At 68.4% G+C, this 15,230-nt stretch carries 15 protein-coding genes; 11 read left to right on the top strand and 4 right to left on the bottom strand.

Annotation, left to right across the window (positions count from 1 at the left end):
* Window positions 1-209: 209 nt before the first annotated feature.
* The 4 genes from cysK to G3580_RS05115 form a co-directional block, all read right to left on the bottom strand.
* Entirely contained in the window at window positions 210-1,142 is a 933-nt protein-coding gene (gene cysK / locus G3580_RS05100) for a cysteine synthase A (protein WP_173764235.1), read from the bottom strand.
* 116 nt (window positions 1,143-1,258) lie between these two features.
* Window positions 1,259-4,465 (bottom strand): EAL domain-containing protein, encoded by a 3,207-nt coding sequence (locus G3580_RS05105; RefSeq protein WP_173764236.1) that lies wholly within the window; start codon window positions 4,463-4,465, stop codon window positions 1,259-1,261.
* Between the two features lie 86 nt (window positions 4,466-4,551).
* The gene (locus tag G3580_RS05110) at window positions 4,552-5,037 is read right to left on the bottom strand and encodes an adenylyltransferase/cytidyltransferase family protein (RefSeq protein WP_228720774.1); all 486 of its coding nucleotides are present in this window, start codon (window positions 5,035-5,037) and stop codon (window positions 4,552-4,554) included.
* 57 nt (window positions 5,038-5,094) lie between these two features.
* Window positions 5,095-6,006 carry a MerR family transcriptional regulator gene (locus G3580_RS05115; RefSeq protein WP_173764238.1) on the bottom strand — a complete coding sequence of 304 codons (912 nt, stop codon included), beginning with the start codon at window positions 6,004-6,006 and terminating at the stop codon, window positions 5,095-5,097.
* Between the two features lie 80 nt (window positions 6,007-6,086).
* Between G3580_RS05115 and G3580_RS05120 the strand changes: the two genes are divergently transcribed.
* The 11 genes from G3580_RS05120 to coxB all read left to right on the top strand — a co-directional run bounded on the left by G3580_RS05120 (window position 6,087) and on the right by coxB (window position 15,213).
* Entirely contained in the window at window positions 6,087-6,293 is a 207-nt protein-coding gene (locus G3580_RS05120; RefSeq protein WP_173763303.1) for a hypothetical protein, read from the top strand.
* Window positions 6,294-6,295: 2 nt separating this feature from the next.
* Window positions 6,296-6,853: a glutathione peroxidase gene (locus tag G3580_RS05125; RefSeq protein WP_228720775.1), complete on the top strand. Its 558-nt coding sequence runs from the start codon at window positions 6,296-6,298 to the stop codon at window positions 6,851-6,853.
* Window positions 6,854-6,873: 20 nt separating this feature from the next.
* Window positions 6,874-8,205, top strand: a complete 1,332-nt coding sequence (locus G3580_RS05130; protein WP_173764240.1) for an NAD(P)/FAD-dependent oxidoreductase — start codon at window positions 6,874-6,876, stop codon at window positions 8,203-8,205.
* Window positions 8,202-8,984, top strand: a complete 783-nt coding sequence (locus G3580_RS05135) for a DUF1365 domain-containing protein (RefSeq protein ID WP_173764241.1) — start codon at window positions 8,202-8,204, stop codon at window positions 8,982-8,984. The genes G3580_RS05130 and G3580_RS05135 overlap by 4 nt, the downstream gene beginning before the upstream one ends.
* Complete coding sequence (locus G3580_RS05140) at window positions 8,981-10,204, top strand: SAM-dependent methyltransferase (RefSeq protein WP_173764242.1); 1,224 nt, start codon at window positions 8,981-8,983, stop codon at window positions 10,202-10,204. Before G3580_RS05135 ends, G3580_RS05140 begins: the two co-directional genes overlap by 4 nt.
* Complete coding sequence (locus tag G3580_RS05145) at window positions 10,204-10,716, top strand: chalcone isomerase family protein (RefSeq protein ID WP_173764243.1); 513 nt, start codon at window positions 10,204-10,206, stop codon at window positions 10,714-10,716. Before G3580_RS05140 ends, G3580_RS05145 begins: the two co-directional genes overlap by 1 nt.
* Window positions 10,713-11,960 (top strand): MFS transporter, encoded by a 1,248-nt coding sequence (locus G3580_RS05150; protein ID WP_173764244.1) that lies wholly within the window; start codon window positions 10,713-10,715, stop codon window positions 11,958-11,960. The genes G3580_RS05145 and G3580_RS05150 overlap by 4 nt, the downstream gene beginning before the upstream one ends.
* Complete coding sequence (locus tag G3580_RS05155; RefSeq protein ID WP_173764245.1) at window positions 11,957-12,493, top strand: DUF3833 domain-containing protein; 537 nt, start codon at window positions 11,957-11,959, stop codon at window positions 12,491-12,493. The genes G3580_RS05150 and G3580_RS05155 overlap by 4 nt, the downstream gene beginning before the upstream one ends.
* A complete protein-coding gene (locus tag G3580_RS05160; protein ID WP_228720776.1) occupies window positions 12,490-13,263 on the top strand; it encodes an SDR family NAD(P)-dependent oxidoreductase in 774 nt (257 codons plus the stop codon). Before G3580_RS05155 ends, G3580_RS05160 begins: the two co-directional genes overlap by 4 nt.
* Window positions 13,263-13,679, top strand: coding sequence for a nuclear transport factor 2 family protein (locus tag G3580_RS05165; protein WP_173764246.1), 417 nt, complete (start codon window positions 13,263-13,265; stop codon window positions 13,677-13,679). Before G3580_RS05160 ends, G3580_RS05165 begins: the two co-directional genes overlap by 1 nt.
* Before the next feature lie 484 nt (window positions 13,680-14,163).
* On the top strand, window positions 14,164-15,213 hold the full coding sequence (coxB, locus tag G3580_RS05170) for a cytochrome c oxidase subunit II (RefSeq protein WP_267313327.1): 1,050 nt from the start codon (window positions 14,164-14,166) through the stop codon (window positions 15,211-15,213).
* Window positions 15,214-15,230 lie beyond the last annotated feature (17 nt).

The following is a 15,230-nucleotide window of genomic DNA, read 5'->3' on the forward strand; positions in this document are numbered from 1 at the left end:
GTGGCCGATTCGGTGTTGGCCCACCCCGACCCGTCCAGTGCCGGCTTTGCACAGCCGGCCCGCTCAGTCGGCGCAAAGCGGCGCTTTGCGAAAGCCCGCCTTCGCCCCCTTGAACGGGAGGGAGCAGGTGCGCGTATGCTGCGTCGCGGACTCCGTCTGGGCACGAAAAAGGCGGCCCGTGGGCCGCCCGTATTTTCCGCGGTCGGGGATCAGACTTCCAGATCCTGGAACAGCGCGGTGGAGAGATAACGCTCGCCGAAGGAGGGGATGATCACCACGATCAGCTTGCCGGCGTTCTCGGGCCGTTTGCCGATATCCAGTGCGGCAGAGACGGCGGCGCCGGAGGAGATGCCCACCAGCAGGCCTTCCTCGGCAGCGAGACGACGGGCCATGGCGAAGGCGTCGTCGTTCTTCACGCGGGCGACTTCGTCGTAGACCTCGGTGTTGAGGATCTCGGGCACGAAGCCGGCGCCGATGCCCTGGATGGGGTGCGGGCCCTTCTGGCCGCCGGAGAGTACCGGGCTGGCGTCGGGCTCGACGGCGACGATCTTCACGCCCGGTTTGCGCGCCTTGAGCACTTCGCCCACGCCGGTGATGGTGCCGCCGGTGCCCACGCCGGAGACGAAGATGTCCACCTGGCCGTCGGTGTCGTTCCACACTTCCTCGGCGGTGGTGTTGCGGTGGATCTCCGGGTTGGCGGGGTTGGCGAACTGTTGCGGGATGAAGTAGCGGCTGTCCGCTTCGGCCAGGGCCTTGGCCTTGGCGATGGCGCCGCCCATGCCCTCGGGACCCGGGGTGAGGATCAGCTCGGCGCCATAGGCCTTGAGCAGCAATCGGCGCTCGCGGCTCATGGTCTCGGGCATGACGAAGGCGCACTTGTAGCCGCGCGCCGCGCACACCATGGCCAGGCCGATGCCGGTGTTGCCGGAGGTGGGTTCGAGGATGATGGTGTCGGGGCCGATCTGGCCGGCTTTTTCGGCGGCGTCGATCATGGACACGGCGATCCGGTCCTTGACGCTGTGGGCCGGGTTGAAGAACTCGAGTTTCAGGGCGATGGTGGCGTCGATGCCCGCCGCGACCCGGTTGAGCTTGACCAGTGGGGTGCCGCCGATCAGCTCGGTGACGTCGTTCGCAATCTTCATGGTGGCGTTATCCGTTCGTTGTGGTCCACGTCTCCATTGTAGGTAGGGCGGTAGAACGGTCAAAGCGCATGCGGGAATATGCACATAACCGCCGGCCACGTGGGTCGCGGGGGGCCTCAGGCGCCGACGGTGACACGTCCGCGCAGGACGTCGTCCTCAAGGGCGTCGGGCCGCTGGGGGCGGCCGAAGCGGTAACCCTGGGCGAGGGAGCAGCCCATCAGGCGCAGGGCGCTGGCCTGGGCCGGGGTTTCGACGCCTTCGGCGAGCACCCGCATGCCGAGGCTGCGGCCCATGGCGAGCACGGCCTGGACGATGGCGCGGTCGTTGCCGTCGGCGGGCAGGCCGTCGATGAAGCTGCGGTCGATCTTGATGGTCTCGATGGGCAGGCGCTTGAGGTAGCTGAGCGAGGAGAAGCCGGTGCCGAAGTCGTCCAGCGACAGGCCGATGCCCATCTCGCGCAGGCCGTGCAGGGTGGCGATCGCCGGTTCGGCGTCCTTGAGAATGTCCGATTCGGTCACTTCGAGCTCGATCCATTCGGGCCGGCAGGCTTCCTCCTCGAGGATGGTGCACAGGGTCGAGAGGAAGTCCAACCGGCGCAGCTGGCGCCCGGAGACATTGACCGCGATGCGCGGTGGATTCAGGCCACGCTTGCGCCAGTCGACCGTCTGGCGTGCGGCCTGGCGCAACATGAATTCGCCGATGGCCATGATCATCCCGGTGGCCTCGGCGACGGGGATGAACTCGGCGGGCGGGATCATGCCCTGTTCCGGGTCCGGCCAGCGGCACAGGGCTTCGAAGCCGGTGAGGGCGCCGTCGGCCAGACTGACCTGCGGCTGCAGCCACATCTCGAAGCGCGCCTGCTCGACGGCGCGGCGCAGTGCGGTCTCGAGCCGCATGCGGTGGCGCGCGGACTCGGTCTGTTGCTCCGAATAACGCTGGATGGTGTTGCGCCCCAGGTGCTTGGCCTGGTACATGGCCGTGTCCGCGTTGCGGATCAGCGCTTCCGGGTCGGTCCCGTCGCGCGGGAAGATGCTGATGCCCAGGCTGCCGCCGATGAAGAACTCCTGGTGGTCCAGGAGGATGGGCGGATTGAGGCAGGTGAGGATGCGCTCGGTGGCCTTCTCTGCCTGCAGGGTGTCCTCGATCTCTTCCATGAGGATGACGAATTCGTCACCCCCGAGGCGGGCGACGGTGTCCTCGTCGCGGACGGTTTCGCGCAGGCGCTGGGCGACCTGCTTGAGCACCTTGTCGCCGATGGCGTGGCCGAAGGAGTCGTTGATGTCCTTGAACCGGTCCAGATCGAGAAAGGCGATGGCGACCATGCGATCGGCGCGCTGGGCGCGTTTGAGCGCGGTGCCGATGCGGTCGCCCAGCAGGATGCGGTTGGGCAGGCCGGTGAGCGCGTCGTGATGCGCCATGTGCTCGAGCTTGGCCTCGGTGTGCTTGACCGCCGAGATGTCGGAGAAGATGCCCAGGTAGTGGGCGACCTTGCCGTGCTCGTCGCGCACCGGCGAGATGTTGAGCCACTCCGGATAGACGCGGCCGCTCTTGTCCCGGTTCCAGATTTCGCCCTGCCACAGGTCGGTGGCATTGACCGCGGCCCACATGCGTTCGTAGAAGTCGCGGCCATGCCGGCCCGAGTGCAGGATGGAGGGTGTCTTGCCGACGGCCTCTTCGGCGCTGTAGCCGGTGATGCGGGTGAAGGCCGGGTTGACCATTTCGATGGTGCCGTCGGGCGCGGTGATGATGATGCCTTCGGCGGCATGTTCGAACACCTGCGCAGCCAGTTGCAGGCGGTCGCTGGTCTGGTGTTCCGCGGTCACCCGTCGGGCGATGCCGATGATGCCCAGCACGGTGCCGTCTTCCAGTCGCGCCGGGGCCTTCACGGTCTCGAGGATGTCGCTCGGCCCGTCCGCGTGGACGACCATCTCGGTCCGCCGGTTGGGCGTGGCGGTGGCCATCACCTGGGCGTCGACACGGCGGAAGTCCTCGGCCAGGTCGGTCGGGAAATGGTCGTAGTCGGTGGTGCCGATGATCTGCTCGCTGGACTTGCCCATCAGCTGCGTCATGGCGGTGTTGACCAGCTGGAAGCGGCCGTCCGTATCCTTGAAGAAGATCATGTCCGGGCTGGCGTTGATCAGCCCGGTGAGCAGCGCATGCTGCCGGGTCGTCTGCTCGAACAGCGCGCTGCGTTGCCGGTGGGCGCGCAGCAGGGCGAGCATCAGGGCGGCCATGACGATGAAGATGAGGAGCGATCCGGCGAACTGGTGCGGGTAGTCGCCGATCAGCGAGGGCGGCGGATCGAGCAGCTCCGGGTCCGGCGGCAGGGCGTCCCGGTCGATGTGCCAGCGTGCCAGTGCGGTGGCGTTGAAGACCGGGCGGTTGGGGCTGTCGTAGATGACCGGAATGTCGCCGGCCGGTTTGCCGTCGAGAATCTCGGCGGCCATGGTGGCGGCGATCTGTCCGTGGATGCGGTGGCTCATGACCCAGCCACCGACGAAACCTTCCGCAATGCCATGCTCCCAGAGGTGGAAGATGGGGCCCTTGGCGTGTCCGAGCAGGAAGGCCGCGCCCTGTTCGAAGCGTTTGGTGTGGCCGGCCGAATCCTTGTAGGCGGACAGCAGCAGAATCGGCTCCGAGGGCGGAATGCGCTCGAGCGCCTGCCCGAGCGCCGACCAGGTCATCTGCTGAAGCAGGTAGGGCTTGAGGAACAGGCCTGGCACCGCCTCGCGGCTGCGCATCGCCGTGGCCAGGTCGGCCTGTCCGCCGGGCGACGCGTCGGCGATGACGTGCAGGGTGCGCGCTTTCGGCATGGCCTGGTGGATCAGCGCGATGGTGCGGGCGACGGAGACGTTTTCGACGATGCCGGTGACGTCGGGGCGGCGGTCGGCGGCACGGGCTGCTTCGGCATCGTTCACGCCGAGAAAGACGACGGGCGCATGGGCGAGCAGCTCGCCGTGCCCGAGCGCGAACTGGAACGCGGTGTCGTCCGCCGCGATCACCACCGCGGGTGGCGTGCGCCGGACCTGGAACGCGAGCCAGTCGGCGAAGCGCGCCAGATAGGCGGGCGAGCGCTCGAAGCGGGTGTGCATGTAGGCGATCGACAGATGGACCGGGCGATCGCCGAAGCCCTTGCGCACCCCGTCGATGATCTTGGGTGAGGTGGGAAAACCGGGGTCGTAGGAGAGCAGCAGCAGGACTTCGGCTTCAGGCGCGGCGGCCGCCGGCGTCGCCTCGGTGCGGCCCGCGACGGCCATGGCCATGGCCAGCACGAGCCATCCGCGTGCGAGCAGGGTGAGGGCAGATCGGAAGCGTCCTGGCATGGTCTCGAAGCGTGTTGCAATCGGCCGCGGGGCCGGCCGGGGGTGTCCCTTCCGGAATACAACGGGCCGCCAGGGGCTTTCTTGAGTCAGTGTGCGGCCTGGATGCGCGCGATCAGGCCGGTGGTGGAGCGCTCGTGTTCGAACGGGATGGCCAGGACGCGTCCGCCGGCGGCGGTCACCTCGGCGCCACCGACGATGTCCGCGACGGCCCAGTCGCCGCCCTTGACGAGGACGTCCGGGCGGCAGGCGAGGATCGTGTTCAGCGGCGTGTCCTCGTCGAACCAGGTCACCAGCGACACGCTCTCGAGCGCGGCGATCACCGCCAGGCGGTCTTCGAGGGCATTGACCGGGCGTGCCTCGCCCTTGCCCAGCCGGCGCACCGAGGCGTCGGTGTTCAGCGCCACCACCAGGGCCGCGCCGAGGGCGCGGGCCCGCGCCAGGCAGGTGACGTGGCCGCGATGGAGGATGTCGAAACAGCCGTTGGTGAACACCAGCGGGCGGGGCAGGGCCGCGAGCCGCGCGTCGAGCGTATCGGGCGGGCAGATCTTGGCCTCGAAGGCGGGGGCGTTCATGGCAGGACGGGGCGGCGATGGAAGAGGCTCAAGCATACCCCACGCACCGCGTGGCGTTCACTCGCCGGCATGTCGAGCCCGCCATTGGCGCAGCGCTTCGGGAGCCTCGTCGATGCGGTCGATGACCGTGATGCCGGGGGGCAGTCGCCGTTGCGCGGGGGCGCCCTGGCCGCCTGCCCACAGGGCGATGTGATCGGGCAGGCGGGTGCGCAGGGTGTTGAGCCCGTCGATCGCCTGGCGTGCGGGAAAGGCGCTGCTGAAGGACAGGGCGACGATGTCGAAGGCCCCTTCGATGGCCGCGCGTGCGATGTCGTCCAGCGGCGTACGCGTGCCCAGCGAAACGCAACAGGCGCCTTCGGGGACCAGCATGGCCTCGACCATGAGCAGGCCGAGCGCATGGGATTCCTCCGGCAGGGTGGTCAGCAGGATGCGCGGGACGCCGAGCGGGTTCGAGTGCTGGCCGATCGCGGCGCGCACGACGTTCTGGACCTGCTCGGTGTACAGATGTTCGTCCGATACCCGCAGTTCGCCACGAAACCAGGCCAGACCGACCTCGAGATTGAGCGGTGCGAGGGTCTCACCCACGAAGCGTTGCAGACCTTCGCGCAGCAGGCGCTGCTGAAGCGTCGTGCGCAGCGCGTCGCCGTTGCGCAGGGTGATCATGCCGACCAGCGACCTGAGCGCCTCGGACGCCGGGGGCGTGCCCGGCTCGCTCGCCAGGGTGTCGGCGACCAGCGCCTCGAGGGCGGCGTCGGAGGCCCCCACGATCTTGCCGGGGCGAAAGCCGAGGTCGAGCAGGCGGCGGATGGTGCGTAGCCGCACCACCTGTTCCGGCGGGTAGAGCCGTTCGCCGTTTTCGTCGCGCACCGGGGCGGGGAAGCGATAGCGGCGCTCCCACACGCGCAAGGTGTCCTTGGCGATACCCGTGTCGCGTTCGACGGCGGAAATGGACCAGAAAGGTTCGCTCATTTTGTCCTGGACAAACAGTTGACGTTTTTACGGTGTGAGCCTATCTTAGGCCCAACACGAATTTCTGTCTAGGACAAACAATGTACGCCTCCACTGCCTCCCCACGCCCCGGCCTGCGCTTCGTGCTCTTGCCTCTCTTGTTGTTGGCGGCCGTTGGCGCCACGAGTGTGACGAGCAAGATCTTCATGGCTTCCCGGCATGTCTCGGCCTCTCATGTTGTCCAGGACAAAACATGGCGACTGGCCGAGCACATCGAACTGCTCGAACGCATTCATCGGGGGTGGTGATCATGGTCCGGCGTGTGCTCTTGCTGATCGGCTCGCTGTGGCTGCTGCCCACGGCGCATGCGGCCTGCCCGGCGCTGCTGCAACAGCCGTTTCAACCCTTGCTCGGCGGTGAGGCGCAAAGCATGTGCCGCTTCGCCGGCCAGGTGGTGCTGGTGGTCAACACCGCCAGTCGCTGCGCCTTCACGCCCCAGTACGAAGGGCTCGAAGCGCTGTATCGGCGTTACAAGGCGCGCGGCTTCGTGATCGTGGGTTTTCCGTCGAACGACTTCGGTGCCCAGGAACCGGGCACGAACCACAAGATCGCGGACTTCTGCGAGACCACCTACGGGGTCGACTTTCCGCTCCAGGCCAAGACCCCGGTCACCGGGCCGGACGCGCATCCGCTCTATCAGGCCCTGCAGGCGCGCACCGGCGTCGCACCGGGCTGGAATTTCCACAAATACCTCATCGATGCGACCGGCGGTCAGGTCGTCAGTTTTCCGAGCGAGGTGCGGCCGCGCTCGCGCCAGCTGACGGACCTGATCGAACGCTGGCTGGCAGCGCGCGATGCGACGCAGTGACACGGAGGGGAGCCATCGTCATGGACATGCATGAACTGGGACGTACGACGCCGCTGCCCGGGCAGCGGGTGGCGGTCGTGGGCAGCGGCATCGCGGGCTTGGCGGCAGCGTGGCTGCTGCGTCGGGACTACCGGGTGACGCTGTTCGAGGCGGATCTGCGCCCGGGGGGGCACACGCATACGGTCAACGTGACGCTCGACGGCGTCGAGGCGCCCGTCGATACCGGCTTCCTGGTGTTCAACCGGCGGACCTATCCGGACCTGTGTGCGCTGTTCGAGCATCTGGGGGTGGCCTCCGCCGCCTCGAGGATGAGTTTCTCGGTGAGCCTGTGCGATCCGGATATGGAGTGGGCGGGCACGTCGCTCGCCACCGTGTTCGGGCAACGGCGCAATCTGGCACGCCCGGCCTTCTGGCGCATGCTCGGCGATCTGGTCCGCTTCAATCGCGAGACCCAGCGGCTGGTCGAGACGTCGCCGACGCGGCTGGCCGACGTCTCCCTCGGTGAATTCCTCGCCGATGGTGGCTACTCGACCATGTTCCGCGACTGGTATCTGCTGCCCATGGCGGCGGCCATCTGGTCGTGTCCCACTCAGCAAATGCTGGCGTATCCGTTGCCGACTTTCCTGCGCTTCTGCCACAACCATGGCTTGTTGCAGGTGGTCGACCGCCCCGAGTGGATGACCGTCCGCGGTGGCGGGCGCACCTATGTGAACCGCATGCTCGCGGACCTGGAGCGGGTGTGTCTGGGAACGCCGGTGCTGGCGGCCCGACGCAGCGCCGAGGGCGTGGCGTTGCGCACCGCCGGGGGCGAGCATCATTTCGACGCGGTGGTCTTCGCCTGTCACAGCGACCAGACCCTGCGCATGCTCGGCGGTGGTGCGAGCGACGCCGAGCGCGCGGTGCTCGGGGCGGTGCGCTACCAGCCCAACGTCGCCTGGCTGCACACCGATCCGGCCCTGTTGCCGCGGCGGCGCGGGCTGTGGTCGGCGTGGAACTACATGGCGGGTGTGGGCGCGCCGGGCAACCAGCCGGTGTCGGTCTCCTACCTGATCAACCAGTTGCAGCCGCTGCCCTTCGCACGCCCGGTGGTGGTGAGCCTGAACCCGGCGCAGCCACCGGCGGACGAGCATGTGTTCGAACGCATCGAATATGCCCACCCGGTGTTCGACCGGGCGGCGATCGCGGCCCAGGGGCGGCTGGCCGACATCCAGGGGCGGCAGCGCAGCTGGTTCGCCGGGGCGTGGACCGGCTATGGCTTCCATGAGGACGGTCTGCGCTCGGCGCTTGCGGTGGTGCGCCAGTTCGGCGTTCTCGCGCCGTGGCGCCATCGCCGGGAGCGGGTGAGCGCATGAGCGCGGATATCTCCTTTCTCGCGCCTTCGGTGGGTTTCGGCCTGGTGGCCCACCACCGCCACCAGCCCTGCGCTCATGGATTCCACTACCCGGTGGCCTTCCTGCGCATGCCCCTGTCGGCCTGGGACCGTGTCCGGGTGCCGCTGCTCGGTGTCGATCGGGCCCACGTGTTCAGCCTGAACCGCCGCGACCATGGCCCGCGCGACGGCAGTGATCTGGCGCGCTGGATCGGCGCTGTGTTGCGCGCCCACCGCCTGACGGCGGCCTGCGACGGCGAGGTGGTGTTGCAGACCTTTCCGCGCATGTTCGGTTACGTCTTCAATCCCGTCAGCTTCTGGTTCTGCCACGACCGCGGCGGGGCGCTGCGGGCGGTGCTGGCGGAGGTGAACAACACCTTTGGCGAGCGCCACGGCTACCTGGTGGCCCATGAGGACGGTGCGCCGATTCGCGCCGGCGAGGAGCTGACCGCGCGCAAGTGCTTTCACGTGTCGCCGTTTTTCCCCGTGTCCGGTGAATACCGGTTCCGCTTCGTGCTCGCCGAGGGGTGCAGCCGGGTGCATGTGGACCTGTGGGCCGCCGGGCAGTGCCAGCTGTCGACCGTCATCGATGGTCGCCTCGAGCCGCTCGCGCGGCCGGCCATGTGGCGCTGGCTGGGGCGCTTTCCGTTCATGACGCTGGGCGTGATGGTGCGTATCCACCTGCAGGCCTTCCGCCTTTGGCGCAAGCGCGTGCGTTTCTTTCGAAAACCCCTGCCGCCCGTGAAGGAGATCAGCACATGACGGCCCAGGAAAACGTTCTCCAGTGCCGCCTGCCGCGGCTGAGCGCCCGCCTGCCGGGGCGCGTCCGTGCCGTTCTGGCGCTGCTCGACTCGCTCGAACACGGCGGCGTGCTCATGACCCTGCCCGGTGCCGGCACGGTGCAGCTGGGGCAGGGGGCGCCGGTGGCGCACTGGACGGTGCGCGACCTGGCCTGCTTCGATCGGGTCATCGCCCGCGGCGACATCGGCCTCGGTGAGGCGTGGATGGACGGTCTGTGGCACACCGACCACCTGCCCGAGCTGCTCGCCTGGCTGTCGCGCAACCGCGACCGGCTGGGGCGTCGCGTCCATGGCCGGACCTGGCAGCTGGCCGCCTACCGGCTGTGGCACCTGCTGCGCGCCAACACGCGGCGTGGCTCGCGGCGCAACATCGAGGCCCACTACGATCTGGGCAACGATTTCTACGCCCTCTGGCTCGATCGCACCATGACTTACTCGTCGGCCTGCTTCGCGTCGGCCGACGAGCCCCTCGAGCGCGCCCAGACACGCAAATACCAGCGTATTCTCGACGCCCTCGGGGCCCAGCCCGGGCAGCGCATCCTGGAGATCGGCTGCGGCTGGGGCGGCTTCGCCGAGGTCGCCGCGGCACAGGGCTGCCAGGTCCATGGGCTGACGCTGTCGCCGGCCCAGCTCGCCTACGCGCGCCAACGGGCCGAGGCCGGCGGCTGGCACGATCGGGCGCAATTCGAGCTGCGCGATTACCGGGACGTGGGCGGCCGCTTCGACCATGTGGTCTCGATCGAGATGGTCGAGGCCGTCGGCGAGCGCTACTGGCCGCGCTACTTCGAGCAGATCGCGCGGTGTCTTGCGCCCCACGGCAAGGCGGTCATCCAGGCGATCACCATCGACGAGGCGCTGTTCCCGGCGTACCGGGCGGGGACCGACTTCATCCAGCAGTACATCTTTCCGGGAGGCATGCTGCCCACCCCCGCGCGCCTCGAGGCCGCGGCGCAGCCGACCGGCCTGGCGGCATTGGCGCATGTCTGCTTCGGGCAGGACTATGCGCGCACCCTGCGTCGCTGGGCCGAGGCCTTCGACGCGCAGGGCGAGGCGGTGCGCCGGCAGGGTTTCGATCGTCGCTTCGTTCGCATGTGGCAGTTCTACCTGGCCTACTGCGAAGCGGGCTTTCGCACCGGCGATCTGGATGTGTGCCACGCCACTTTCGGGCATGCGGGGGCGTGATGCGCAGCGCACGCACCCTGGTGCTCGGATTCGTCCTGCTGGTGTCGATGCCGGCCTCGGCGCGGGTGCCGCTGCCGGAGGCGCTGCGCGATGTGGGGCCCTGGCAGCTGCGTGGCGCGGGGGACATGCGGGTGCTCGGCTGGCGTGTGTACGAGGCCGCACTGTGGCGTCGGGGCGATACGGCGGGGCACGAAGCGCTGGCGATCCGCTACGACACGACCATCTCGAGCGAGCGGTTGGTGAGCACCACCCTGGAGGAACTCGAGCGCCTCGGACTGCCCCGGCCGGAGCGCTGGCAGGCGGTGCTCGGGCGCGCCTTTCCGGACGTGGCGCCGGGCGACGTGCTGGTGGCGGTGCGCAGCGCCGACGGGGTGCGCTTCTATGCCGCCGGCCGGCAGACCGCGCGGGTGCCGGACCCGGCCTTCGCCGACGCCTTCTTCGGCATCTGGCTCGACCCGCGGACCCGCGAGCCCGACCTGCGCGCCGCGCTGCTGGGCGGAGTGGGGCGATGAGCGCCCTGCCGGCACTCCGGACCGGGCAGGTGCTGGCCTACGGCGTGCTCGGCCTGCCTCTCGCGTTCGCCGCCTTGCCGCTGTACGTGTACGTGCCCCGGTTGTATGCCGGCAACCTGGGGCTGTCGCTCTCGGTGGTGGGGGCGATCCTGCTCGGGGCGCGGATCTTCGACGCCGTCACGGACCCGGTGTTCGGCTGGATCGGCGATCGCAGCGGGCGCCGTGGGCCGTGGATGGCGCTGGCGATGCCGGCGCTCGCCCTCGGCATGCTCGGCCTGCTCGCGCCGCCGGCCTCCGCCGGGCCTGCGTGGTTGCTGGTCCTGCTGGTGGTGGCCTGCGCCGGCTACTCCATGGTCAGCGTGAACTATCACGCCTGGGGCGCGGAACTGGCGAGCGGGCCGGCCGAACGCACCCGGGTGATGGCGAGCCGGGAAGGCTTCGGACTGCTCGGGGTGGTGCTCGCGGCGGCGCTGCCGACGGTGCTCGGGCACGACGAAGCCACGGGGCTGGCGCGCATGGCCTGGGGTTTCTTGCCCCTGCTGGCGTTGGCCGCCGCGGTCACCCTCACCGGGGCGCCGATGACATCGGGCCGTGGGCGTGGCGTGCCGCTGGCGGCCATGGGGCGGGTATTGCGCCGGCGCGATTTCATCCGCCTGCTGGTGCTGTTCGGCCTGGGGGGCATGGCGGCGGCGGTGCCGGCGAGCACGGTGCTGTTCTTCATCGACGACGTGATCGGCCGCCCACAGGCAGCCGGCCCCTTGCTGGCGGTGTACTTCATGGCGGGCGCGGCCGGGCTGCCCCTGTGGGTCCGGCTCGCGGACCGGCTCGGCAAGGTGGCCGCGTGGATGACGTCCATGGGGCTGTCGATCGCGGTGTTCGCCTGGGCGTTCACCCTCGGGGCGGGCGATGTCGTCGCCTTCGGTGTCATCTGCGTGCTGTCGGGCATGGCCCTGGGCGCCGATCTGGCGCTACCGCCGGCCATTCTCGCCGACCAGATCGGGGCGGGCGGGGCGGGCGCCGGCGCCTGCTTCGGCTGGTGGAATCTGGTCGCCAAGGTCAGCCTGGCGCTGGCGGCGGGGCTCGCCCTGCCGCTGCTCGACGGGCTCGGCTACGCGCCCGGCGCCGACGGTGATTCGGCGCGGCGCGCCCTGGCCGGCGTGTATGCGCTGGTGCCCGTGACACTCAAATGCCTGGCGCTGGCCCTGACCTGGCGCTGGCGCCACCGACTGGGAGCTTTGCGATGAAACGATGGATCTGTGCGTTGGCGGGGGTGATCGGCCTCGGCGGTTGCGGGACGACGATCGAAGCCTACCGGGACACGACGCCGCGTCTGGTGCTCGAGGACTACTTCAACGGCACCCTCGATGCCTGGGGGATGTTCCAGGACCGCTCGGGCAAGGTGATCAAGCGCTTCCATGTGCTGATCGAGGCGCGCTGGCAGGGCGCGGTCGGGCGCCTCGACGAACGCTTCACCTATGACGACGGCAGCACCCAGCGGCGCGTGTGGACGCTGACCGCGCGCGGCGACGGGCATTACACCGGCCTCGCCGACGACGTGGTCGGCCAGGCGCAGGGGCAGGCCCGCGGCAACGCGCTGCGCTGGCGCTACGTGATGGCGCTGCCGGTCAACGGCAAGACCTATCACGTGGACTTCGATGACTGGATGTATCTGATGGGCGACGGCGTGCTGCTCAACCGCTCGGTGATGAGCAAATTCGGGGTGCGGCTCGGCGAGGTGACCCTGAGCTTTCGCAAGCGCGAAGGGCGTGCCCCGTGAGCCTGAACCGGAGGCTCACCGACTGGCGCGGCCGGCGCGTGTGGCTGATCGGCGCCTCCAGCGGCATTGGCGAGGCGCTGGCGCAGCGGCTTGCCGCCGAGGGCGCCCGGCTGGCGCTCAGTGCCCGGCGTGCCGACGCACTCGAGCGGGTGGCCGAGGCGGTGGGCGGCGCGCAGGTGCTGCCGTTCGATGTGACCGCGCCGGAGGGGTTCGCCGGTGCCTGGGCGCGTCTGATCGAAGCCTGGGGCGGGTGTGACCTGGTGGTCTTCCTGGCCGGCGCGTATCGCCCGACACGGGCCTGGGAGCTGGACGAGGCGGCCATTCGCCCGGTGGTGGAAACCAATCTGCTGGCGACCCTGCGCGGTGTGGCCACGGTGTTGCCGACCTTCCTTTCGCAAGGGCAGGGCGCGATCGCGCTGGTGGCGAGCGTCGCCGGCTATGGCGGGCTGCCCCGGGCCTGCGTCTATGGGCCGACCAAGGCGGCGCTGATCAACTTCGCCGAGAGCCTGTTCATCGATCTGCGCCCTCGGGGTGTCGACGTTTTTCTGATCAACCCGGGATTCGTCGATACCCCGCTGACGGCCGCCAATACGTTCCCCATGCCCGCGCTGATGCATCCCGACGAGGCTGCCGAAGCGATCGTCCGGGGCCTGGCGGCGGGGCGCTTCGAGATCCACTTTCCGACGCGATTCTCGCGCGTGCTGAAGGCGCTCAACTGTCTGCCGTATCGCCTCTATTTTGGCGTGGTCCGGCGCGTCACGGGGCTGTGATGACGCCGGTCGATGCGGTGGTGCGGTTCTACGAGCGGCTGACCCCCGCCACCCTCGCGGACATCCGGCAGGTGTATGCCCCGGACGCCCGCTTCCGGGACCCTTTCAACGACGTGATCGGCGTCGATCATGTGGAACGCATCTTCGCGCACATGTTCGACCAGCTCACCGAGCCGCGCTTCGAGATCACCGGATGCTTCGCCGGCGACGGCGAGGCCATGCTGCGCTGGTGTCTGCGCTGGGGCGCACCCGGGGCGGCGGGATGCATCGAGGGCGCGTCCCACCTGCGCTTCGATGGCGCGGGGCGTGTGAGCCATCACCGGGATTACTGGGACCCGGCCGAGCATCTCTATGAAGCGCTTCCCATCGTCGGAAAATTGCTGCGGTGCATTAAACGCAGGCTAGCCACGCCTTGATGCGTGGATCCATGAATTCTGCACGGGCAGGCCGTGGCGGAAAGCCCGGACGCGAGACTGGCGCTGAATGTCGTCCGGGTCCGGGGCTTGCGGCGTATCAGTCGATGCTTAAATGTAACGCCACTTGTAACGCAAGGGTTTTTCGTCTACCGCATATTGCGGCGCAACATATTGATTTATATCAAAAAAAGCCTTGCGGCGTTTAAAACGGGTGTGGCACTATGCCGCAGACGTTCCTTCCGCACCAAAACAGTTCATTACAGCGGGTTCGGGAACGAGGGAGTTCGCGACTGGCGCAGCGCCGGAACCGGATGACCACGCCCCAAAATGAGTAAAGCAAGACCGGAGCGTTGGCTCGCTGGTGACGTTCGTTTGCGCCCCTCAAAGACCTGGATGGGGGTTGCACATGAGCAAATATGCTCGATCTGCAGTATCCGCGGCATCCGTGTTGCTCGGCGTTCCGTCGTTGGCACTGGCCGATGCCGTGAATCTTCAGACGCCGGTCACGCCGGTGGCCTCGGAAATCTACGACATGCACACCATGATGTTGATCATCTGTCTGGTGATCTTCATCGCCGTGTTCGGCGTCATGTTCTGGTCCGTGTTCCATCACCGCAAGTCGAAGGGTGCCGTCGCGGCGCACTTCCACGAGAACACGACGGTCGAGATCGTGTGGACCATCGTGCCGGTGCTGATCCTGCTCGGCATGGCCTATCCGGCCACCAAGACCATCATCGCCATGAAGGACACCTCCAATGCGGACCTCACCATCAAGGCGACCGGGTATCAGTGGAAGTGGGGCTACGACTATATCAAGGGCGAAGGCGAAGGCATTCGCCTGATCTCCAATCTGTCCACCCCGCAGGACCAGATCCAGGGCAAGGCCGACAAGGACGAGCACTACCTGCTCGAGGTCGATCAGCCGCTGGTGGTGCCGGTGGGCAAGAAGATCCGCATCCTCACGACCGCGAACGACGTGATCCACGCGTGGTGGGTGCCGGCCTTCGGCGTCAAGCAGGATGCCATTCCCGGCTACATTCGTGACACCTGGTTCCGTGCCGACAAGGAAGGCGTGTATCGTGGCAACTGTGCCGAGCTGTGCGGCAAGGACCATGGCTTCATGCCCATCGAGGTCCATGTGGTCTCGGCAGCCAAGTACACCGCCTGGGTGAACGAACGTCAGGCCGCGGCCGCCACCTCGGCGGCGAACGACACCAAGACCTGGGCGTTGCCGGATCTGGTGGCCAAGGGCAAGGACGTCTTCAATGCCAACTGCGCCGCCTGTCACCAGCCCGACGGCAAGGGTCTGCCGCCCGCCTTCCCGCCGCTCGATGGTGCTGCCATCGTGCTGGCGCCGCCGGCCGATCAGATCACCACGGTCCTGAACGGTCGCGAAGGGACGCCGATGGCGGCCTGGGGCAAAGTGCTCTCCGATGCCGATCTGGCTGCGGTCATCACCTACACGCGCAACGCCTGGAGCAACAAGACGGGCGAAGCCATCCAGCCGGCCCAGATTGCGGCCGCGCGCCACTGATTCAGCGAGGAGGAGCC

It is taken from the genome of Nitrogeniibacter mangrovi, assembly GCF_010983895.1.
Taxonomy (GTDB): Bacteria; Pseudomonadota; Gammaproteobacteria; order Burkholderiales; family Rhodocyclaceae; genus Nitrogeniibacter; species Nitrogeniibacter mangrovi.